This window comes from Amycolatopsis thermophila (genome assembly GCF_030814215.1).
GTDB lineage: Bacteria > Actinomycetota > Actinomycetes > Mycobacteriales > Pseudonocardiaceae > Amycolatopsis_E > Amycolatopsis_E thermophila.
In genome coordinates, this window is sequence record NZ_JAUSUT010000001.1 from 3,543,689 (window position 1) to 3,564,086 (window position 20,398).

Annotated in this window: 19 protein-coding genes and 2 tRNA genes; 11 read left to right on the plus strand and 10 right to left on the minus strand. The window is 71.7% G+C overall.

Going from position 1 to position 20,398, the window contains the following annotated elements; translation table 11 throughout:
• Genes FB470_RS17460 through FB470_RS17475 form a run of 4 tightly spaced genes read left to right on the plus strand, consistent with a single transcriptional unit; the run spans position 1 to position 3,799 of the window.
• Positions 1 to 1,143 (plus strand): acyl-CoA dehydrogenase family protein, encoded by a 1,143-nt coding sequence (locus FB470_RS17460; RefSeq protein WP_306992860.1) that lies wholly within the window; start codon positions 1 to 3, stop codon positions 1,141 to 1,143.
• Entirely contained in the window at positions 1,140 to 2,357 is a 1,218-nt protein-coding gene (locus FB470_RS17465) for a CaiB/BaiF CoA transferase family protein (RefSeq protein ID WP_306992862.1), read from the plus strand. Before FB470_RS17460 ends, FB470_RS17465 begins: the two co-directional genes overlap by 4 nt.
• Positions 2,354 to 3,472 carry a glycoside hydrolase family 88 protein gene (locus tag FB470_RS17470; RefSeq protein WP_306992864.1) on the plus strand — a complete coding sequence of 373 codons (1,119 nt, stop codon included), beginning with the start codon at positions 2,354 to 2,356 and terminating at the stop codon, positions 3,470 to 3,472. The genes FB470_RS17465 and FB470_RS17470 overlap by 4 nt, the downstream gene beginning before the upstream one ends.
• 3 nt (positions 3,473 to 3,475) lie before the next feature.
• Positions 3,476 to 3,799, plus strand: a complete 324-nt coding sequence (locus FB470_RS17475) for a hypothetical protein (protein ID WP_306992866.1) — start codon at positions 3,476 to 3,478, stop codon at positions 3,797 to 3,799.
• Here the strand turns inward: FB470_RS17475 and FB470_RS17480 are convergent.
• Positions 3,730 to 4,653 (minus strand): AraC family transcriptional regulator, encoded by a 924-nt coding sequence (locus tag FB470_RS17480; RefSeq protein ID WP_306992868.1) that lies wholly within the window; start codon positions 4,651 to 4,653, stop codon positions 3,730 to 3,732. The genes FB470_RS17475 and FB470_RS17480 overlap by 70 nt on opposite strands.
• Before the next feature lie 94 nt (positions 4,654 to 4,747).
• On the opposite strand from FB470_RS17480, the gene FB470_RS17485 reads away from it, so the two are divergent.
• Positions 4,748 to 5,656 carry an MBL fold metallo-hydrolase gene (locus tag FB470_RS17485; protein WP_306992870.1) on the plus strand — a complete coding sequence of 303 codons (909 nt, stop codon included), beginning with the start codon at positions 4,748 to 4,750 and terminating at the stop codon, positions 5,654 to 5,656.
• Positions 5,657 to 5,954: 298 nt separating this feature from the next.
• Here FB470_RS17485 and FB470_RS17490 read toward each other — a convergent pair.
• Positions 5,955 to 6,027: transfer RNA gene (locus FB470_RS17490), tRNA-Lys, on the minus strand.
• A 174-nt stretch (positions 6,028 to 6,201) separates the two neighbouring features.
• Here FB470_RS17490 and FB470_RS17495 point away from each other — a divergent pair.
• A complete protein-coding gene (locus FB470_RS17495) occupies positions 6,202 to 7,383 on the plus strand; it encodes a L,D-transpeptidase (protein WP_306992872.1) in 1,182 nt (393 codons plus the stop codon).
• 451 nt (positions 7,384 to 7,834) lie between these two features.
• Here the strand turns inward: FB470_RS17495 and FB470_RS17500 are convergent.
• From FB470_RS17500 to FB470_RS17515, 4 genes are all read right to left on the minus strand, one after another.
• Positions 7,835 to 7,910, minus strand: a tRNA-His gene (locus tag FB470_RS17500).
• Between the two features lie 72 nt (positions 7,911 to 7,982).
• Positions 7,983 to 8,591, minus strand: a complete 609-nt coding sequence (gene orn / locus FB470_RS17505; RefSeq protein ID WP_306992874.1) for an oligoribonuclease — start codon at positions 8,589 to 8,591, stop codon at positions 7,983 to 7,985.
• 85 nt (positions 8,592 to 8,676) lie between these two features.
• Positions 8,677 to 9,600, minus strand: a complete 924-nt coding sequence (locus FB470_RS17510; RefSeq protein WP_306992876.1) for a S1C family serine protease — start codon at positions 9,598 to 9,600, stop codon at positions 8,677 to 8,679.
• Between the two features lie 81 nt (positions 9,601 to 9,681).
• Positions 9,682 to 10,461 (minus strand): ribosomal RNA small subunit methyltransferase A, encoded by a 780-nt coding sequence (locus FB470_RS17515; protein ID WP_306992878.1) that lies wholly within the window; start codon positions 10,459 to 10,461, stop codon positions 9,682 to 9,684.
• A 247-nt stretch (positions 10,462 to 10,708) separates the two neighbouring features.
• Here FB470_RS17515 and FB470_RS17520 point away from each other — a divergent pair, with 247 nt between their 5' ends.
• The 3 genes from FB470_RS17520 (at position 10,709) to FB470_RS17530 (ending at position 14,827) form a co-directional block, all read left to right on the plus strand.
• Positions 10,709 to 11,710, plus strand: a complete 1,002-nt coding sequence (locus FB470_RS17520) for a DNA-3-methyladenine glycosylase family protein (RefSeq protein WP_306992879.1) — start codon at positions 10,709 to 10,711, stop codon at positions 11,708 to 11,710.
• 1,093 nt (positions 11,711 to 12,803) lie between these two features.
• Positions 12,804 to 13,532, plus strand: a complete 729-nt coding sequence (locus FB470_RS17525) for a M50 family metallopeptidase (RefSeq protein WP_370876482.1) — start codon at positions 12,804 to 12,806, stop codon at positions 13,530 to 13,532.
• Between the two features lie 53 nt (positions 13,533 to 13,585).
• Positions 13,586 to 14,827, plus strand: a complete 1,242-nt coding sequence (locus tag FB470_RS17530) for an aldehyde dehydrogenase family protein (protein WP_306992881.1) — start codon at positions 13,586 to 13,588, stop codon at positions 14,825 to 14,827.
• A gap of 366 nt (positions 14,828 to 15,193) precedes the next feature.
• Here FB470_RS17530 and FB470_RS17535 read toward each other — a convergent pair whose 3' ends face one another.
• The 3 genes from FB470_RS17535 to FB470_RS17545 all read right to left on the minus strand — a co-directional run bounded on the left by FB470_RS17535 (position 15,194) and on the right by FB470_RS17545 (position 18,616).
• Positions 15,194 to 16,147, minus strand: coding sequence for an adenylate/guanylate cyclase domain-containing protein (locus tag FB470_RS17535; RefSeq protein WP_306992883.1), 954 nt, complete (start codon positions 16,145 to 16,147; stop codon positions 15,194 to 15,196).
• A 6-nt stretch (positions 16,148 to 16,153) separates the two neighbouring features.
• Positions 16,154 to 16,603 carry a universal stress protein gene (locus FB470_RS17540; protein ID WP_306992884.1) on the minus strand — a complete coding sequence of 150 codons (450 nt, stop codon included), beginning with the start codon at positions 16,601 to 16,603 and terminating at the stop codon, positions 16,154 to 16,156.
• Between the two features lie 951 nt (positions 16,604 to 17,554).
• Positions 17,555 to 18,616: a coiled-coil domain-containing protein gene (locus FB470_RS17545; RefSeq protein WP_306992886.1), complete on the minus strand. Its 1,062-nt coding sequence runs from the start codon at positions 18,614 to 18,616 to the stop codon at positions 17,555 to 17,557.
• 226 nt (positions 18,617 to 18,842) lie between these two features.
• Between FB470_RS17545 and FB470_RS17550 the strand changes: the two genes are divergently transcribed.
• The gene (locus FB470_RS17550; protein ID WP_306992888.1) at positions 18,843 to 19,217 is read left to right on the plus strand and encodes an SPW repeat protein; all 375 of its coding nucleotides are present in this window, start codon (positions 18,843 to 18,845) and stop codon (positions 19,215 to 19,217) included.
• A gap of 82 nt (positions 19,218 to 19,299) precedes the next feature.
• Entirely contained in the window at positions 19,300 to 19,887 is a 588-nt protein-coding gene (locus FB470_RS17555; protein ID WP_306992889.1) for a TetR/AcrR family transcriptional regulator, read from the plus strand.
• Here the strand turns inward: FB470_RS17555 and mce are convergent.
• Entirely contained in the window at positions 19,884 to 20,327 is a 444-nt protein-coding gene (gene mce / locus FB470_RS17560; RefSeq protein ID WP_306992890.1) for a methylmalonyl-CoA epimerase, read from the minus strand. The two genes, FB470_RS17555 and mce, sit on opposite strands and share 4 nt — an antisense overlap.
• Between the last annotated feature and the right edge of the window lie 71 nt (positions 20,328 to 20,398).

Genomic DNA, 20,398 nt, shown 5'->3' on the forward strand with positions numbered 1-20,398 from the left:
ATGACCACCATCGAGACGGACGTGCACGCCGACTTCCGGGCGACCGTGCGCAAGCTCGCCACCGAGCGGATCGCACCGCACGCCGCCGACGTCGACGAGAAGGAGCGGTTCCCCGACGAGGCGTGGCAGGCGATCGTGGAGGCCGACCTGGCCGGCCTCGCCCACCCCGAGCACCTCGGCGGCTCCGGCGCCGACCTGCTCTCGCAGGTCATCGCCGTCGAGGAGATCGCCACGGCCTGCATGACCACCTCGCACGTCCTGCTGGTGAACTGGGCGGGCACCTGCACGATCCTGTCCCACGGCTCCGAGGAACTGCAGAAGCTCGTCGTACCGCAGGTGGCGAGCGGACAGGCCGGCGCGGGCTGGTGCCTCACCGAGCCCACCGCGGGATCCGACGTCGCGGGCCTCACCACCACCGCCACGAAGGGCGACGGGGGGTGGCGGCTCAACGGCGTCAAGCGCTTCATCAGCAACGCACCCTGGGGTACCTGGTTCGCGGTGCTGGCTCGAACCGGCGAATCCAGCCACGGCGTGTTCATCGTGCACCGCGACGATCCCGGCCTGTCCTTCGGGCCGCACGAGCGCAAGATGGGCCTGCGCGGCAGCCCGACCGCCGACATCGTGCTCGACGACTGCCTCGTCCCGGACGCGCGGGTCGTCGGCGACCCCACCCAGGGATACCGCTACATCATGGCGGAACTGAACGGCAGCAGGGCGCTGATCGCGGCGCAAGCGCTGGGCGTCGCGCAGGGGGCGTACAACGCCGCCCTGGCCTACACCGCCGAGCGCTCGCAGTTCGGCAGGCCCGTCTCGCGTTTCCAGATGGTCCGCGGGATGGTGGCCGACATGGCGGTGCGGCTCGCCTCCGCCCGCGCTCTGCTCTACGAGGCCGTCGCGCTGATCGAGGCCGGCCACCCGGAGGCCCGGGCACGGGCGGCCATGGCGAAGTTGCTGTGCAGCGACAACGCCATGTCCGTCACCACCGACGCCGTGCAACTCTTCGGCGGCTACGGCTACATCCGCGACTACCCGGTGGAACGCATGATGCGGGACGCGAAGATCACCCAGATCTACGAGGGCACCAACCAGATCCAGCGGACGATCATCGCCAAGGCCGCCTACGCCGGGGTAGGTGCCGCATGAGCCGCGCACTCGAGGGCATCCGCGTCGTCGAGCTGTGCGAGATCATGCAGGGCCCCCTCGCCGGCCAGACCCTCGGCGACCTCGGCGCGGACGTGGTGAAGGTCGAGCGGGGCGAGCGGGGCGACGCGATGCGCACGCTCGACCGGGAGGCCGTGGACAACGGCCACGTGTCGTCGTACTTCGTGGCGCTCAACCGCAACAAGCGCAGCGTCGTCCTCGACCTGAAAACGGCCGGCGGCAGGGAAATCCTGCACCGGCTCCTCGCGGACGCCGACGTTCTGGTGCACAACTACCGGCCGCACGCGATCCGCCGTCTCGGTCTGTCCTATGCGGACCTCGCGCCGCGGTACCCCCGGCTGGTGTACGGCAGCGCGTCCGGCTTCGGCGCCACCGGGCCACTGGCGCACAAGCCGGGGCAGGACATGCTGGCGCAGACCGTGAGCGGGCTCGCCCGCGCGGTCGGCGACCCGCGGCTGGCGTCGTACCTCAATCCCACCGCCCAGGTGGACTACGCCTCGGGGATGGGTCTGGTGCAGGGGATTCTCGCCGCCCTGCTCGAGCGGGAGCGCAGCGGGCGCGGGCAGGAGGTGCACGTCAACCTGCTCGACACCGCCGTGGCCATGCAGATGCTCGAAGCCGCGGCGCACAGCATGTACGCCGAAGAGCTGAACTGGGTCACCCAGTGGTACGGCGGCACCTTCCGGACGACGGACGGGGTGGTCACCGTCCTCGGGCTGTTCCGGGACAACGCGGTCCGGCTGATCTGCGACGCGCTCGAGATCCCGGACCTGAGCCTGCGCCCCGAGCTCGCCACGACCGAACTCCAGGCGCGGAACAAGGACTTCGTCAACGAGGTCGTCGCCCCGGTCGTCGCCGGGCTGAGCACGGCGGAGGCGCTCGGCCGCTTCGAGGCGGCCGACCTGCTCTGCGCGCCCCAGCTCGCGCTCCCCGAAACCTTGCAACACCCGCAGATCGCCGCGAACGAACTCCTCGTTGACGTCGACGTCCCCGGCCAGGACCGGGCGCGCGTCGTCGGTTACCCCGTGCGTCTGTCCCGCAGCCGCGCCGACGTCCGCCGGGCGGTGCCCCGGCTGGGTCAGCACACGTGCGAAGTCCTCGCCGAACTCGGCTACTCGCCGTGGCAGATCGCGGAGTTCACCCGGCAGGGCGCCGTCCGAGCCGACCACATCGCGCAGGAGGAGATCCACCCATGACGCACACCGACCCCGCGACCATCGCGACCGCCCGCGCCCGCATGGCGGCCAGGGTGGACCAGACGGTGGCGGCGAACCTGCCCGGGCTGCCCCACTACGCGGACGTCCACACGGGTGAGTGGACGACCACGCCCGACGGGGACTGGACCGGCGGGCACTTCGTCGGCCAGCTCTGGCTGGGTGCCCGCCGGGAAGCCGCCCGCGAGTACTCGGCCCGTCTCGACGGGCGGGAGAACTCGCCGACCATCTTCCGCGGATTCCTCTTCCACTACGGTGCCGCGCTCGGCGGCCACCTGCTCGACGACCCGGCCGCGTGGGAGCGCGCCGAGCGAGGAGCGCGCGGCCTGCTCAGCTCGTTCAACCCGGCCGCCGGGATCATGCCCCTGGGCACGGCGGCGGAGGAGGCGCACAGCGTCGGGGACGCGGAGACCAGCATCGACGCGGTCGGCGCGGTGTCGGCCTTGCTCGCCGCGGTCGCGGATCGCACCGGCGACCGCGCGATGCGCGAGGCCGCGGTGGCGCACGCCCGCCGGCACATCGAGGTCTGCGTGCGGGCCGACGGTTCGGTGTGCCAGTCCGGCACGGTCGACCCGGCGACCGGTGAACTCGTGCGGCGGTACAGCCACAAGGGCCATTCGCCGTCGAGCACCTGGGCACGTGCCCAGGCGTGGGCCATGCTCGCCTTCACGATGTCGGCCCGCTGGTTGCCGGGACACCCCGAATTCCTGGACACCGCGACCACCGTCGCGGACTGGTGGGCGGTGCACGTGCCCGAGGACCTGATCGCCTTCTGGGACTTCGACGACCCGGCCATCCCGCACACCCTGAAGGACACGTCCGCGACCGCCATCGCGGCGGCCGCGCTGCTCAAACTCGCCGCACTGCTACCGGACGGCACGAAGTACCGGGAGCTGGCGCGGCGCACGGTCGACGCGCTGGTGACCGGTCACCTCCGCCCGGTGCCCGGGCTTCCCGGCGAGATCGCCGTGCTGACCACCGGCTGCTACAACAAACTTCTCGGACTCGCTACGGCGAACGAACTGGTCTGGGGCGACTACTACCTCACCGAAGCCCTCGCCGTGCTCGACGGTGACCTCGACCCCCTGGCGGTGTGAGCCATGGCTGAGGTTCTGGTGCTCGCCGAGCACTTCGACGGGCAGGTCGGGCGGCGCACGGTGGAACTCCTCAGCGCGTTGGTGCGCTTGGGGTGTCCGGTGACGCTGCTGAGCGGGGAGACGGCCGGCGCCCGGGACATCGCGGCCAGGGTGGCCAGGCAGACCGGCTCCGCCCAGACGGCCGACGTGGTCGCGGTGGTCGTCGATCGCGCCGCACGGCTGCCGGGGCGGGAAGGCCGTATCGCGTGCGCTGCGGGCTACCCGCTGCCCGGCGAGCTCGACGAGTCAGCGCCCGGCTCGTCCGGCTGGCGGCCTTCAGAGCGGTAGCGGCCGGGAGCGAGGCCGAAGTGACGTTTGAAGGTGTGCGAGAACGCGAAGGCCGAGGTGTAGCCGACCTGTCGGGCGACCGCGGGCAATGGCTGGTCGGTGCTGCGGAGCAGGCGAGCCGCGGTGGTCATCCGCCACCACGTCAGGTAGGCCATCGGCGGTTGCCCGGTGAGGGCGGTGAACCGCCGGGCCAGGGTCGCGCGGGACAGGCCGACCCGGTGGGCCAGGTCCTCGACGCGCCACGGCGCGGCGGGGTCGGCGTGCAGCACTTCCAGCGCGGCGGCGATCTCCCGGTCCCGCAGCGCCCGCGGCCATCCGGTCTCGGCGTTGTCGTCGAGCCAGGCGCGTACCAGGTACGTGAGCAGGAGATCGAGGAGGTCGCAGATCACGGCGTCCCGGCCGGGGCGCTCGTCGGTCACTTCGCCGGCGAGCAGGTCGATGGCCGCGCGCAGTTCGGCGTGGCGTCCGAGCTGGGCCGGGAGGTGGACGACATCGGGCAGTCCGGCCAGCACCGGGTGTGTCCGCATCTGGTCGAGCCGGTACTTGCCGCACAGGAAATCGGTCTGGCCATCCGGGTCGGCGACTGCTGTGTGGAACGGCACCGCGCCTCGCGCGTCACTGGAGTCGGACAGGATGTGCGCGCTGCCGTGCGGCACCAGCACGACGTCACCGGTGGACAGCCGTGTCGGCGCCCCGTGTTCCGGGATCAGCCAGCCGGTGCCGCGCAACAGCACGTGGAAACCGGCTCCCTCGTACTGGTCGAACCGGTAGCACCACGGCGAGTTCACGCGCAGCCGGTTCGAGGAGGGGCGCCCGGTGCGCATGGCGGTGATCGCATCGCTCAACACGTCCACGACGCTCATCTTAGTGGCCGAAGTGAGTTGATTGAGCAACATTCTGCGCTGGAGAAGCATTGGAACGCTCAGCTGTCCGTCTTAGGGTGGCGTCATGCAACGTTTCCAGCTCGGCGAGGTCGAGGTCACGAAAGTGGTCGAGTGGCAGGGTGAGATCGCTCCCGCGCGTGTCATCGTCCCGGACAGTCCGCCGGAGATCTGGCAGGACAACGCCTCCTGGCTCGCCCCCGATCATTGGCGCCCGGACACCGGCGCCTACCACGCCGCCGTCCAGACCTGGGTGCTGCGCAGCGAAGGCAGGACCATCCTCGTCGACACCGGCGTCGGCAACGACCGGAACCGGCCGCAGATCCCGCTGTTCGATCATCTGCGCACGGACTTCCTGGACCGGCTCGCCGAAGCCGGCGTCCGGGCGGAGGACGTGGACGTGGTCGTCAACACCCACATCCACTACGACCACGTCGGCTGGAACACCGAACTGCGCAACGGGAAGTGGACGCCGACGTTCCCCAACGCCACCTACCTGATCCCGCGCGTGGACCAGGTGTATTTCGACCCGCGCAACGCCCACCGCCGCCCCACTCCCCGCGACGCGCAGGAGCAGCGCCGCCGGGACGGCAGCCTCATCGTCTACGCGGACAGCATCGCGCCGGTGCTCGGCCGGGCCGTGTTGTGGGAGGGCACCTACCGCATCGACCGCAACCTCAGCCTGGAGCCCGCTCCCGGGCACACTCCCGGCTCGTCGATCGTCCGGCTGTCGTCGGGCACGGACCGGGCGGCGTTCGTCGGGGACCTGCTGCACAGCCCGGTGCAGATCCTGCGGCCGCAGTACAACAGTTGCTTCTGCGAGAACCCGCAGCAGGCCGCGGAGACGCGCCGCCGCGTGCTCGAACGCGCCGCCGACACCGGGGAGCTCGTGGTGCCCGCGCACTTCGCCGGCGCCGGCGCGGCGGAGATCCGGCGGGACGGCAGTCGCCTCACCATCAGCCGATGGGCAGCCTGACGAGCTGCACCGCGCCCACGACGCTCGCCCACGTTCCGACAATGCAGAAAACCCAGGTCGCACGACCTGGGGTGACTGTGCGCCAACAGCGCCTCACCCGTCGTTTCCGTGCAACTTCCGTGCGATCGGGTGGGCGCCACCGCGCGCGAGGACAGCGCCGCTGCGGTCCAGTGCCGCGGCCCTGTCGGCGATGTTCACCACCGCATGAGGAGGACTGAAAGTGTGCCGTTCCCGTGCTGTTGATCGACACGGGTCGGAAAACAAAGAAGCCCCAGGTCCTGTGGACCTGGGGTTACTGTGCGCCATCAGGGACTCGAACCCCGAACCCGCTGATTAAGAGTCAGCTGCTCTGCCAGTTGAGCTAATGGCGCTGGCTTGGGCCGCCTGGTCTCCCTGGCGACGTGGAAAAGATTAGCACGCGCGCAGGGGGTGGTTTACGCAGGGTCCCCCAACCCGTTTCGGCAGGTCGCGCCCCTGCGGGGGCCTTCTTCGGGCAGACTGGGAGGACGGGTACGAAGCGGGCACCTTCCGGTGATGGGGGCACGATGAGGCGTTCGGCGGTGGGTGGATGGGCGTCGCTGGCGGTGGTGGCGGCGTTGCTGGCCGGCTGCACCACGGGGCCGGGCAGCACGGGCGGTCAGGGGGCGCCGGTGTCGGCCGTGGTCGCCAAGCCGGCGTCGATCACCGTCGTTCCCTCGTCCGGGGCGGCCGACGTCGCGCCCGGTGAACCCGTTTCGGTGAAGGCGGCGGATGGCAGGTTGACGGAGGTCACGCTCCGCAACCCGGATGGGCAGGTCGTTCCGGGCACGCTCGCCGCCGACGGCAGCTCATGGGAGTTCGCCGACGGGCTGGGTTACGGCAAGCAGTACACGCTGAACGCGGTCGCGGTGGGGGCCGATGGCAAGCCGGTCACGTCGACGTCCACCTTCACCACTGTCGGGAAGCCGCGCAGGACGATCTCGGTGTCGCTGAACCTGCAGGAAGGGGAGACGGTCGGCGTCGGGATGCCGTTGATCTTCACGTTCTCCGCGAAGGTCGCCGACCGGCAGGCGGCCGAGCGGGCGCTGAAGGTGGTGACCGAGCCAGCCACGGAGGGTGCCTTCCGCTGGATGACCGACACCGAGCTGATCTGGCGCCCGAAGGAGTACTGGCGGCCGGGCACGAAGATCTCCGTCGACGCCGCGGTCTACGGCAAGCCGCTGGGTGGTGGCGCGTACGGGCTGGATGATCGTGCGGCGAGCGTCACGGTGGGGGACAAGGTCGTCGCGGTCGCCGATGGTCGCTCGCACCAGATGAAGGTGTCGGTGAACGACGCCGAGGTGCGGACGATGCCGATCTCGATGGGCAAGCCCGGCAACACCACGCCGTCCGGCACGTACACGGTGATGAGCGAGCACGTGAACTACACCATGGACTCCGGCACGTACGGGGTCCCGCCGGACACGCCCGGCGGTTACCGGACGCTGGTGAAGTACGCCGTGCGGTTGTCGAACAGCGGGATCTTCTACCACTCGGCGCCGTGGTCGGTGGGTTCGCAGGGTCGCCGGAACGTGAGCCACGGCTGCATCAACCTGTCGACGGAGAACGCCAAGTGGTTGATGGACCTGTCCAAGAAGGGTGACCTGGTGACGGTCGTCAACAGCGGCGGTCAACCCCTGGAACCGGCCGACGGCTGGTCGGTCTGGCAACTCCCCTGGCCCGACTGGACAGCCCCCACCCCGAACTAGCCGACTCCCCATCACGGGCCGGTAGGTCCACGGCAACCAGCCGCGCTCAACGCCACCGACGCGGTCGCCCCCATACGGTCTCCGACTCCGCACCAGCCGCGCTCGGCTCGCCGACATGGTCGCCTCGCGACCTCGTCCGGCGCAGGCTGGTCACCACTGTCGCGCCCAGCGCCCGCCAAGGCGAGAGCTCGCACCGTGGCGGCCTGGGGCTCCCGCGACGACATGACCAACCCCGACCCGGACTAGCCGCAGGTCATCACTGCCGGCCGTGCTCGGCTCGCCGACATGGTCGCCCCGCGACCTCGTCCGGCCCACGCTGGTCACCACTGCCGCGCCCAGCGCCCGCCAAGGCGAGGAGCTCGCACCGTGGGGGCCTGGGGGCTCGGCCCCCAGAAGACACGACGAACCCCACCCAGCAAGGTCGCACAGCGACCGAGCAGGGTGGGGCCAGTGGGGTGAGTGACGGGACTTGAACCCGCGACTTCCTGGACCACAACCAGGTGCTCTACCAGCTGAGCTACACCCACCACGTGGGGCGTCTTGCGATCGCCACCAGCCGGGATATCGTAGCGTGCCCGCGATCGGGGGCACGCGGGGGGTCACTTGCCGTGTTTGAGCTGCACTTCGGCGGCCGCGGCGCGGGCTTCGTCGGTGCTGGGGCCGGGCATGGGCACGAACGCGGTGCGGCGGTAGTAGTCGAGTTCGCTGATGGACTCCTTGATGTCCGCGAGCGCCCGGTGGGCCAGGCCCTTCTCGGGCTTGGCGTAGTAGATGCGCGGGTACCAGCGTCGGACGAGTTCCTTGACCGAGGAGACGTCGACCATGCGGTAGTGCAGGTGCGCGTCGAGGGCCGGCATGTCCCGGGCGATGAAGCCGCGGTCGGTGGCGATGGAGTTGCCCGCGAGGGGCGCGGCTTTGGGCTCGGGGACGTGTGTCCGGATGTAGTCGAGGACGCGCTGCTCGGCTTCTTCGAGTGTGGTGGCGGAGCGGCGGACCTCGTCGGTGAGCCCGGAGCGCGCGTGCATTTCGCGTACGACGTCGGGCATGCCGGCGAGTTTTTCGTCGTCGGCGTGGATGACGAGGTCGAGGCCGTCGCCGAGGATGTTGAGGTCGGCGTCGGTCACCAGCGCGGCGATTTCGATCAGGGCGTCCTTGGCCAGGTCGAGCCCTGTCATCTCGCAGTCGATCCAGACAAGACGGTCGGTCACCGGGAAACCCTAACGCGGGCCGTTCGCGGGGACCTCGCGGCACAGTGGAACGGGCCGTCGTGGTGACGGCCCGGCCCGCCTGGGTTCAGTTGTTCTCGATGTGCTGGATGATCGTCTTGGCGTCGTTGATCGGGATGGCGAAGCCGATGCCGACCGATCCGGCGGAGGTGGACGACGGGCTGTACAGAGCCGAGTTGATGCCGATGACCTCGCCGTTCATGTTGACCAGCGGCCCGCCGGAGTTGCCCTGGTTGATGGACGCGTCGGTCTGGATGGCGGTGTAGCTGGGGCTGTCACTGCTGGTGTTGGCGGTTTGTCCGAAGGGGTTGTTCTGTTCGCCGCTGGAGATGTCGGAGAGCTGCCGGTTGAGGGCGCTGACGATGCCCGAGGTGACCGTGTTCTGCAGGCCGCCGGGTGAGCCGATGGCGACGACCTGCTGGCCGACCTGCAGTGCGCTGGAGTCGCCGAGGGTGGCGGCGGTGAGGCCGCTGGCGTTCTTGGCCTGCAGGACCGCGATGTCGGCTTTGGTGTCGGCGCCGAGCACGCTCGCCTGGTATTTGGTGCCGTTGGACAGGGTGATGGTGACGTCGCCGACGGACCCGGACACGACGTGCGCGTTGGTGAGGATCTTGCCGTCGGAGCTGAGGATCACCCCGGAGCCGATGGCCTCACCCTGGCGGGTCGTGACGTTGACCTGGACGACGCTGGGCAGCACCTTGGCGGCGACGGCGCTGACGTCGGTGTTCGTCGTGTTGGACACGGTGGTCGCGGACGCCGTGGGGAGCGCGCCGGTCGAGGGGCCGGTGTCGAGGCCGACGATGGCGGCTCCGCTCGCGCCGCCGATCACCGCCGCGGCGAGGGTGCTCGCGGTGACGAGGACGGCGACGCGCTTCTTCTTGGGCCGCGGGGCCGTGAGAACCGGCGCGGCCGCGACCGGCTGCTGGTAGTAGGGGTGGCTGTAGGTCGGCTGTCCGCCGGCCTGGCTCGCCCGGAACTCGTTGTCGTTCATGTCGTCGAGATTCGTCCGCTTCCTTGTGAGAATGCTGTGGAGCAACCGGGAAATCCCCTGAGAAGAATTTCCTGAGAAACCTCAGCCGCGCAGGGGCCTGGGCAGGGCGGGCCAGGTCCGGGACGGCGCCAGGTCGAGAGCGAGCCGGGCCCACCGGTGGGGTGGGACGGTGCTGTTCGGGTCGGCGGCCCGGATGTCCGCGCGGCGCAGGGCGCGCCGGTCGAACAGCGCGTGGGCCGGCGCGCCGGGGTGCTGGTAGGCGGCTGACAGGACCGTCCACAGTGCTCGTTCGGCGGTTCTCGGGAACGGTCGCCTGCGGATCAGCAGGTGTGCGGAGCCGACCCGCGGTGGTGGCGAGAAGTGGTGCGCGCCGATGCGGGACACCAGGGTCATCTCGAAGCGCGCTGCCCACCATGCCTGTTCGACGTGCCGGGGGACGGCGGCGCAGATCCGTTTGGCGAAGCCCCATTCGACGAGCAGTGCGGCGCGGTTGAGCGCGGTGTGCGGGCTGAGCAGGCGGCGGAGGAACGCGGTCGACAACGCGTACGGGATGTTCGCGACCACGAGGAACCTGCGCCGCGGCAACGGGATCTCCCGGGCGTCGGCGTGCACGATGCGAAGGTTCGGCCGGTCACCGAATCGGGTGGTCAGGCGGCGCACGAAATGGTCATCTCGCTCGACCGCGAGAATGCGCGCGCCCGTGGCGATCAGGTGACCGGTGAGGGCGCCCTGCCCGGCGCCGATCTCCAGGACGAGATCGTCGACGCCGACGGCGCAGGACTGGACGAGCTGTGCGGCGATCGCCGGTGTGGCAAGGAAATGCACGCCGGCGGACCGCCCGGCACGGGGTGCCGAGGGCATGGGTACTCCACGTCATGAGTGGGGGGCAGGAGCTCATGACGCAGCGACTGGCGCGCGGGCGGCGCTCGGCGCCGGTGTGGAGGGACAGCCGCTGGGTTATGCGCGCCGCGGGCGGGCGCACATCACGCAGTGCCGGCACAACGTACCCATGGGCCTCACGGTAGCCGTGCGGGCAAGCGGTTTTCCGGAATTGTCGGTGGGTGCCGTTACCGTCGGACCATCATCGTCGAACCGAAGGAGAACAACGATGACGAGCACCGTTACCGGCACCGCTTGCGGCACCGTGGAGATCGCCGTGCCGGGGCCGTTCGACCTCGCGGCCGCCGCCGGTTTCCTCGAGGGGTTCGCCCCGGCGGCGCGGCCGGACGCGGCCGAGGAGCCCGGCACGCTGCGGCTGGCCTTCCCGCTGTCGGGGGAGTGGGTCCACACGGGAGTGAGAGTGCGACAGCGCGCGCCCGGGGTGGTGGAAGTGTCTGTCGTGGGCGGGGAAGGGGAGGTGGCGGAGGCGGCGCGGCAGGTCGCTCGGATCCTGTCACTGGACGTCGACGGCGCCGCGTTCCCGGCCGTGGGCGAGCGCGATCCGGTGGTGGGCGCGCTGCAGTCGCGGTACCCGGGGCTGCGGCCGGTGTTGTTCACCTCCCCGTACGAGGCCGCGTGCTGGGCGATCATCGGCCAGCGCGTCCGCTTCACGCAGGCGGCCGTGTTCAAACAGCGGATCGCGGAGCGGCACGGCCGGCGGCTCGAGGTGGACGGGCGTGCCCTGTGGTCGTTCCCGGCGCCCGCCGAGCTGCTGGCGATGCCCGCGCCGTCGTGGTTGCCGGAGATCAAAGTGGACCGGTTGCGGGTCGTCGCGCAGGCCGCGCTGGACGGGCTCCTCGACCCGGTGTCGCTGCGCGCCATGGAACCGGAGGACGCACTGGACGCTCTGCAAGCCCTGCCCGGCATCGGCGCGTTCTCGGCGCAGCTGGTGCTGATCCGCGGAGCCGGCCACCCGGACGTCTTCCCCGCCGACGAGCGACACCTCCTCGAAACCATGCGACGGGCCTACGACCGGCCGGCCGCGTCCACCGCCGAGCTGGCCGCCATCGCGGAGGAGTGGAGCCCCTACCGCAGCTGGGTGGCACTCCTGTTCCGAGTGGCCCGCGACCGCGGCCCCATCCCCCCACCGCCAGCCGACGGGCAGCCGAGCGACGTAGGCCCAATCTCCCCGCCGACAGCAGAAGGGCCGACGACCACCGAAGCAGCCTGATCACGCGCCCGCCCCCGAAGCCGACGCGTCACACCGAGACACGCCCGGACCGGCCCGCCGCTCGTGGCGGGGTCCTGCCTGCTGCCGGTGCCGAGGTCGTGCTCGCTGCCGGTGGCGAGGTCGTGCCCGCCGCTCGTGGCGGGGTCGTGCCTGCTGCCGGTGCCGAGGTCGTGCTTGCTGCCGGTGGCGAGGTCGTGCCCGCCTGCGGTGGTGGGGTGGTGCCCCCCGCCGTGGTGGGGTGATGCCCACCTGCGGTGGTGGCGTGATGCCCGCTGCGGTGGTGGGGTGATGCCCGCTGCGGTGGTGGGGTTTGGGACTGCCGGGCCGGGCGTGCGCTCGCTGCGGGTGCCGGGGTCGTGCCCGCTGCCGCTGGCGGGTGGCGCCTGCCGCGGTGGTGGGATTCGCGACTGCCGTGCCCGAATCGGCCCGCTGCCGGTGGCGGTATCGGGCCGCCGTGCTCGGAGCCGTGCCTGCCACGTTGGTGGGGTTCGGGACCGCCGTGCCGGAGTGGCCCCGCTGGCAGTGGTTGGGGTGTACCCGCCGCCGTGGTGGGGTGCGGGACAGGCGCGCCGGAACGGGGCCGCTGCTGGCGGTGGGTCTCGGGCTGCCACTGCGGTGTCGGCCACTACCGGTGGCCGGCACTTGAGGCCGCCGCGCCGGGATGGGCCGTTCCCCGTGGCGGGTTCTCGCGCTACTCCGTCCAGGATCGGCCCCTCCGACTCGCGGGCGCCCTCCGGAACCGGCACGCCGGGTCCGACCCGCGGCCCGTCCCTGACCCAAAGGCCGAGGCCAGGGATCCAGGGAACCCCACACCGGTCCAGCCGTACCCGAAGCGCCCGCCGCCCGCGGTCGCCGCCGCATCGTGAGTGCTCGCCACCCGCGGGTGCCGCCGCATCGGGAGCGCTGGCTGCCCGCTGGCCCCCGGCACCGGGGGCGCTCGCCGCCCCCGCGCGCCCGGCGTTCCGCCGCACCCGGCGTCGGCCCGAGCCGGCATCGGCCCTGCCGCGACCACCGATCAACTACCAGTGAAGGAGCTGTGCACGCGATGGGGGTGATAACAGGGAGTGCACTTCACATGTGGTGAGCTTCGCGCGTGAACGAGGCGACGTCAGAGCTCGACGTGCTGGCTGGTCTCTTCGGGGCGCAGCCGGATCCGTCCATCCCGGTGCCGCTGGTGACCGGCGGCGTGGCGCTCCTGCTCGTGCTGTCGGGCGCGCCCTGGCGGCTGGCCCGCAACGTGGTGACGATCGTGCACGAGGCGGGCCACGCGTTGATCGCGGTGCTGGCCGGGCGGCGCCTGCAGGGCATCAAGCTGCATTCCGACACCTCGGGCGTGACGGTGTCGCGCGGCAAGCCCGAGGGGCCGGGCATGGTGCTGACCGCTCTGGCGGGCTATCCGGCGCCGGGGATCCTCGGGCTGCTGTTCGCGAGCCTCCTCGCCGCCGGACGCATCACGGTGCTGCTCGCGCTGGCCGCGTTGCTGCTGCTCGGCGTGCTCGTCATGGTCCGCAACGCCTATGGGGTCCTCTCCGTGGTGCTGACCGCGGGCGGGCTCGCGGTGGTCGCGCTCATCGCCGGGACGCAGGTCCAGGCGTGGTTCGTGTACCTGATCACGTGGTTCCTGCTGCTCGGCGGGATCCGGCCGGTCATCGAGCTGCAGATCAAGCGGCGGCGCGGCGCGGCCCGCGACTCCGACGCGGATCAGCTGGCCCGCCTCACCGGGGTGCCGGCCTCGCTGTGGATGCTGATGCTCGTCGTGATCTCGGTCACCTGCCTCATCGTCGGCGGGGCCTGGCTGCTCGAACCCGCACTGCAGCCCTGACCTGCCCGTGCGGCACACTGGAGGCTCTCTGAGTTTCCGGCGTGGAGGTAGCGGTGTCCGACGAGGTGGCGAAGGCTGTTGAGGAGTGCGCGCGGGCGGCCAAGGCGGCGGCCCCGTCGTTGGCCACCGCGTCCGACGAGGCCATCGACGCCGCACTCACCGGGATGGCGAGCCGTCTCCTCGACGCGCGTGAAGCGGTCCTGGAAGCCAACCGGGCCGACGTGGCACGGGCCGAGCAGGACGGCATGAGCGCCGGGCTGCTCGACCGCCTCACCATCACCGAGGAGCGGCTCACCGGCATGGCCGAGCAGCTGCGTCTGCTCACCGGCGCGCCGCACCCGGACCGTGAGATCCCCTGCGACTCGCTGTCCGGCGGGCTGCGGCTGGTCGAGCGGCGCCGCCCGGTCGGCGTGATCGGCGCGAACTACGAGGCCCGGCCGAACGTGACGGTCGACGTCGCGTCGCAGCTGGTCAAGTCGCGCAACGGGGGTGTGCTGCGTACTGGCTCTGCCGCGCTCGGGTCCGCGCAGCGGCTGCTCGAGGCCGTGATCGCGCCGGCGCTGGCCGACGCGGGCATCGACCCGGGCGTGGTGCAGCTGGTGCCGCGCGTCGAGCGCGAGGCGGCGGCGGCGCTGGTTCGGTTCCCGGACCTGGTGCCCCTGGTGATCCTGCGCGGCAGCGGTGAGAGCACCCGCGCCCTGGCGCTCGAGGCGGCCCAGCACGGCGTCCGGACGCTGGCCCACGCCGACGGCGGCGGCGTCCTGTACGTCGACGAGGCCGCCGACCCGGCGAAGGTCCGCGAGCTGGTGTTCAACAGCCTCGACCGGCTCGGCGTGTGCAATCGGCTCAACCTGCTGCTGATCCACTCCGCGGTGCACGACCAGATGTGGCCGGTCGTGTCCGAAGCGCTGGCCGAGCGGAAGGTGACGCCGTCGCTGCCGCCGTACGACCACGCCATCGGCTACGAGTGGGCGCTGGACTCCGACCACGAGGCCACCGTCACGGTCGCCCAGGTCAGTGGGCTGCCGGAAGCGGTTTCGATCGCCAACGAGCAGACCTCCGGCCTCGCCGCGGGCATCGCCACGGAGAACGCCGACACCGCGGCGGCCTTCTTCGACGGCTACACCGGCACCGGCGTCTTCTGGAACGCCCCGACCCGCCTGCTGGACGGCTTCAAGCTGCTCGCAGTGCCCGAGACGGGCATCAACCTGGACCGCGTGCCCGGGCCTCGCGGGCCGGTGACCTACACCGACCTGTACGTGCGCCAGTACGCGGTGCTGCCCGCGGACCGCTGACCCGAGGACGGACAAGGCCGGTCGGCCCACCTCCGAGTGGTGCCGGCGCCGGCTCGGCCCGGTTGGCCACCCACGCCGCGGGACAGCGGGCTGCGCGCGCGGGGCGGCGCGCGAGAGGGTGCGGGCGCGGGGACTGAGCGGCGAGCGGGAAGCGGGACGTGCGGATACGGGTGCCGCGGTCGCGCGATGAGTGCAGCGCGGGGCGTAGGGATGCGGCCGGATGCGGGTGCCGTTCGCGCGGTGAGTGCAGCGCGGGGCGTAGGGATGTGGCCGGGGTGGTCGGCGGATGCGGGTGCCGTGGTCGCGCGGTGAGCGCAGCACGGTAGGCAGGGATGCAGCCGATGTAGCCGTGCGGGTTCGGCGTGGTCAGGCTCGGCGCAGGACGTACGGGTGCAGCCGGGTGTAGCCGCGCACCGTGACCGGGCGTCGGGACCGCACCGCGAATCCCGGCAGGTCGGCCACCTCGTTCGCCAGCTCGCGGTCGATCAGCACGGTCCCGGGGCGCGCGACCGACGTGAGCCGGGCGGCGACGTTCACCACCGACCCGTACACGTCCCCGAACCGGCTCAGGATCCGGCCCGCCGCCAGGCCCGCTCGCACCTCCGGCAGCTCCGCGTCGGCCGCGGTGCGTTCGGTCAGCGTCAGCGCGATCTCGGCCGCGTCGGCCGGGGTGTCGGCGACGAACAGCACCTCGTCGCCGATCATCTTCACCACCCGGCCGTGGTGCTCGGCGATCACCTCGGTCGCGACTAGCTCGAACGCTTCCAGCACGGTGGCGAGCGAACCCTCGTCGAGACGCCGGGTCAGCCGGGTGTAGCCGACCATGTCGACGAACCCGACGACCTCCGTCCGCGCCTCGAGGTCCTCCTCCGGCGACGCCAGCGCCCGCCCGGCGAACGCCGCCAGGTGCCGCCGCCACACGAAATCCTGCACGCGCTGCAGCTCCGGCAGCAGGCGTTCGACCAGCGTCGCGATCTGCGAGTCGTCCCGGCCGAGGTGCTCGTTCTCGGTGATCAGGGTCCACAGCATCCGCACCTGCCACTCCGCCAGCCGCGACAGGTGCAGGCCCAGCGTGCGCGCGACCGGCGCCTCCAGGCCCTGCTCCAGCAGCCCGGACGAGATCAGCTGGTCCGTGGTGCGCACGGCTTCGATGTCGGCGTCGGTGAAGACCACTTCGTCGTCGCCGACCGTGGCGAACCCCAGCGCACGCCAGAGGCGGGCGGCTCGTTCGATGGGGACACCCGCCTTCTCGGCCACCTCGAGCCGCGTGTAGCGGCGCTTCCCGCCGAGCAGGACCTCCTCGAGGTGTTCGGAGTCCACAGCGGCCTACGTGGTGTGCACGATCAGGACGTCGACCCCGGACTTGCGTGCGGCCTCGGACGGCACCGAGCCGAGCAGCCGCCCGGTGAGGGTGTTGAGGCCGCGGTTGCCGACGACCAGCAGGTCGGCCGACCGTTCGGAGACGACCTTGCGCAGGGCCTCGACAGGTTCCCCGACCACCGCGACCGTCTCGGTCGACCCCGCGCCGGCCTTGAGGGCCCGGTCGCGCGCCGAGCGGAGGGTGTCCTCGGCCGGTGCCGAACCGACCACCTGGTAGGCCTCCTCGCCCAACACGTCCTGGGCCTTCTCCACGTCCTGCCTGCTCGCCGGGTAGTAGGCGCACACGATGACGAGCGTGGCGCCGGAGTCCGCGGCCACGGCCGCCGCCCGGTCAACCGCTCGGAACGATGAATCAGACCCGTCCGTACCGACAACGACGGTCCGGTATGCAGCCATCCGAATACCTCCGGCAAGGGGGCGCACCTGTGCGCTTTCGCAAGTGGCGCCCAAGGTTACTCGCCAGTCGGTTTCTGCGCAGCCCCGCCACCGGGGATCGTTTCACGGTGCGGGCGAAGCGCCGACGGGAGCGCCCCAGCCTGCGACGATCATGCGGGAACGCGCGGGCCGACGGCCCCTGCCCAGGTGCGGAGGGCTGGGGGTGACCGGGGAATCGAGCGCCGGCGCCTTCGCCCGGGGAGCCGTGGGGTTCCGGGCGAGTGGGTTGATCCGCGACCGGGGCGGCTTCGGGGCGAGGCGGCCTCACGGAGCCTGGGGCGGGGTGACTACCCAGGACGAACCCACCGTGCCGGCCCACCACCTGCGCACAACAAGCCCACCAGTCGGCTCTGACCCGGCCCACGATCAGGGCACCCGCGCTGGCCGGCGGACCCAGTCCTGGCTCACCGCGGGCAGCAGCCACCAGCGCACCATGCCGGCTCGCCACTGCGCGCACAACGAGTTCACCAGCCGGAATTGACCCGGTCCACGGTCACCGCATCCGCACTGGCCGACGGACCAGTCCTCCCCGGCTCGCCGCCGGCACCGGCCACCAGTGCACCATCCTCGCCCACTGGCCCAACTCGCCTGAGTCAGAACCAGCCGACTGCCCGAGTCCGCAACCAGCACCTACCGCGGCCCTGGCGGGGCGCCGCTCTGGCCGGGCCGCCTCTCCCGCCCGGCTCATCACGTGCCGAGCCGGTGGGGTGACTGCCGCAACGAGGCGTGCCGGGCGTGGGCGCAGCGGCGGGCGGCCCAGCTTGGCGCAACGGGATTCCACAACGGGGACCCGCGCACGAAAGCCCCGGAGCCGGCTCAGCCGTCAGTCGGCGGGGACCCGGCTCAGTCGTCGGGGAGCCGGCTCAGTCGTCGGGGAGCCGGCTCAGTCGTCGGGGAGCCGGCGCCGCGGAGTCACTGCCGTCCGGAGGGCTTCCCCGCTGAGGCGGCTTCCCGTTCCTCCGGCAGGGGCTCGATGACCGGCTCGGCCTCGCCCAGGGTGGTGTTCGCTTCGATCAGCATCTCGCGCGCGGCCTTGACCTGCTCGGCGATCCCGGCGCGCAACTTGCGCAGCGACTCCACCCGGTCGGCCGCCGCGTTGATGCGGCGCGTCGACTCCTCCGTGGCCTCCCGCACGCGCCGGGCCGCCTCGTCGGACGCCTCCGCCAGGCGCGCGTTCGCCTCGGTGATCGACTCCGTCTTGCGCCGGTTGGCGTCCTCGATCGACTCGCGCCGGCGGCGCTCGATCTCGGCCTTCGCGGCGGCCTCCTCCTCGGCGACCTGCTTGCGGATCGCCGCGGCCTCGTCCGTCGCCTCGCGGACGCGGCGCTCGGCTTCGGCCTTGCTGGTCGCCTCCTGCTCGGCGAGCACGCGCATGGCCTCGGTGCGCCGCGCGGCCATCGCGATCTCGAAGTCCTCTTCGACCTGGGTGCGGCGCTGCTCGGCCTCGCGGTCGAGCCGGTCGCGCTCCTCCTTGGCCTTCGTCGTGATCGACTCGGCCTCGGCGCGCGCGGTCTCCAGCACCTTGCGGTGCTCGGCCTCCATCTCCTTGCGCCGCGCGTCCAGCTCGGACAACAGCTGCTCGTAGCGGGCGCGCATCGCGCTGGCGTCGGACTCGGCCTTGGCCCGGATGTGCCCGGCCTCGGCCTCCGCGCGCGCCCGCGTGTCGGCGGCCTCCTCCTGCGCCAGCCGCAGCATCCGCTGCAGCCGCTCGGACAGGCCCTCGACCGTCGTCGGCGGCTGGCCCAGCCGCTCGACCTGCCCGCGCAGGCTCTCGATCTCCCCGCGAGCCTGCTCGAGCTGCCGGGCGAGGTCGCCGGCCTGCGAGATGGCGGCATCCCGGTCGGCGGCGAGCATTTTCAGGTCGCTGTCCAGCCGTTCGAGGTGCTCGTCGACCTGGTGGCGGTCGTAGCCGCGCTTGGCCAGGTCGAAACCCGCGCCGAGCGGTACCAGCTCTCGTTCGTCGCCAAGGCTCATGACGCCAGACTACTTAGGCGCCGCGGAACAAATTGATCCGCATCAGATGCGTCTTCGACAACACCCCAGATCAGCACGACGTCGCCCGGTGGTGACCAGCTGCCGGCAGACGGTGGAGTCGACCAGGCGGGGCTGAGTTTGACCGGCCGGCCAATCAAGGCGCACCATGGAGGCGCGGAGACCGCAGCGGCGTGGTCTCCCGGATCGGGTTCGGAGGTGATCACGAATGGCTGATCGTTCGAAGCGGGCGTGGACCCGTCCGCACGACTGGGCCGAGGTCGTGCTCGGGGTGGTGGCGCTGCTGACGCCACTGTGGGCCGCCACCGACACCACCACCATGTGGACGATGATCGTCCTGGGTGCCCTCATCGCTCTCGACGGGCTGCTGTCGCTGTCGATGCCGGGCCTCGTCTACGGCGAGGGCGTGCAGGTCGTCCTGGGCGCTCTGCTGTTCATCGCCCCGTGGGTGATGACCTACACCGGGCTGACCGTGGCGTCCTGGTCCTCGTGGATCATCGGCGCCCTGACCGTGATCGCCGGGCTGGCGGCCCTGCCCGTGGCGAACTCGGTGCACCGTCGAGGGATGACGACCGCGCACTGAGGCGCGGTCGCCTCGCCGGCCCACGGCGCACCGGTTTCGGTTAGCGTGGTGGGCCGGCGGGCTGGTACGAGAGGCGGGCGGAGTGGCGCGAACCGATCACGGGGACGATCTCCCGGCCAAGGAGCGGATCCTCCGGGCGGCCGAGGAACTGTTCGCCGAGAGCGGGTTCGACGCCACTCCGACCTCCCGGATCGCCGAGCGGGCCGACGTCCCGAAGGGGCTCGTGCACTACTACTTCCGCCGCAAGTCCGACCTGCTGAGCGCGCTGATCAAGCGGCTGCCGGAGGAGCAGATCGATCCCGCGCAGGTCGTCGTGCCGGGCGACATCGCGGAGAGCCTGCGGCGGCTGGTGTCCGCGCTGGACACGCGCCTGGCGGGCTCGCGGATGCTGTCGCACCTGCTGTGGCGGGAGGCGGACACGCACCGCGCGGTGCGGGACGCGTTGCACGAGCGCTTCCAGCAGCTGGTCCGGCAGGTGCGATCGGTGATCATCGCCGCGGGTGAGGGCGGGCTCGCGGTCGCCGACGTGGACAGCGCGGCCGGGCTGCTGGCGCTCGCGGTCAGCTACCGGCACTCCGTGGCCCGGCACGCGGGCGACTCCCCGCCGGACCTGATGGAACGGGAGCTGAACTTCATCGCCGACGCGCTGATGGCGCGCCCGGCGCCCTAGTGGGACGCGGCGGGCTCGACGAGTTCGACGAGCACCCCGCCGGCGTCCTTCGGGTGCACGAAGTTGACCTTGCTGTTCGCGGTGCCCCGCTTGGCCTTCTCGTAGAGCAGGCGCAGGCCCTTGGCGCGCAACGCCTCCGCGGCGGCCTCGACGTCGGTGACGCGGTAGGCGAGCTGCTGCAGGCCGGGCCCCTTGGTGTCGAGGAACTTGCCGATCGTGGAGTCCGGGCGCAGCGGCGCGAGCAGCTGGATGGCCGGGCCGGACTCGTCGCCGGGCGCGTGCAGCATCGCCTCGCGCACGCCCTGCTCCTCGTTGACCTCGGTGTGCGTGGCGATCATGCCGAAGTTCGCCGCGTAGAAGTCGATCGCGGCGTCCAGATCGGCGACGGCGATGCCGACATGGTCGATGGTCGTCACGAACGGCTTCAGCGCGTCATCCATAGTGGTGAGGATAAGGCGTGGCACCCGGCCGCGTGGGTGCCACGGCTCACACCTGTACTGAGCGGTCCCGC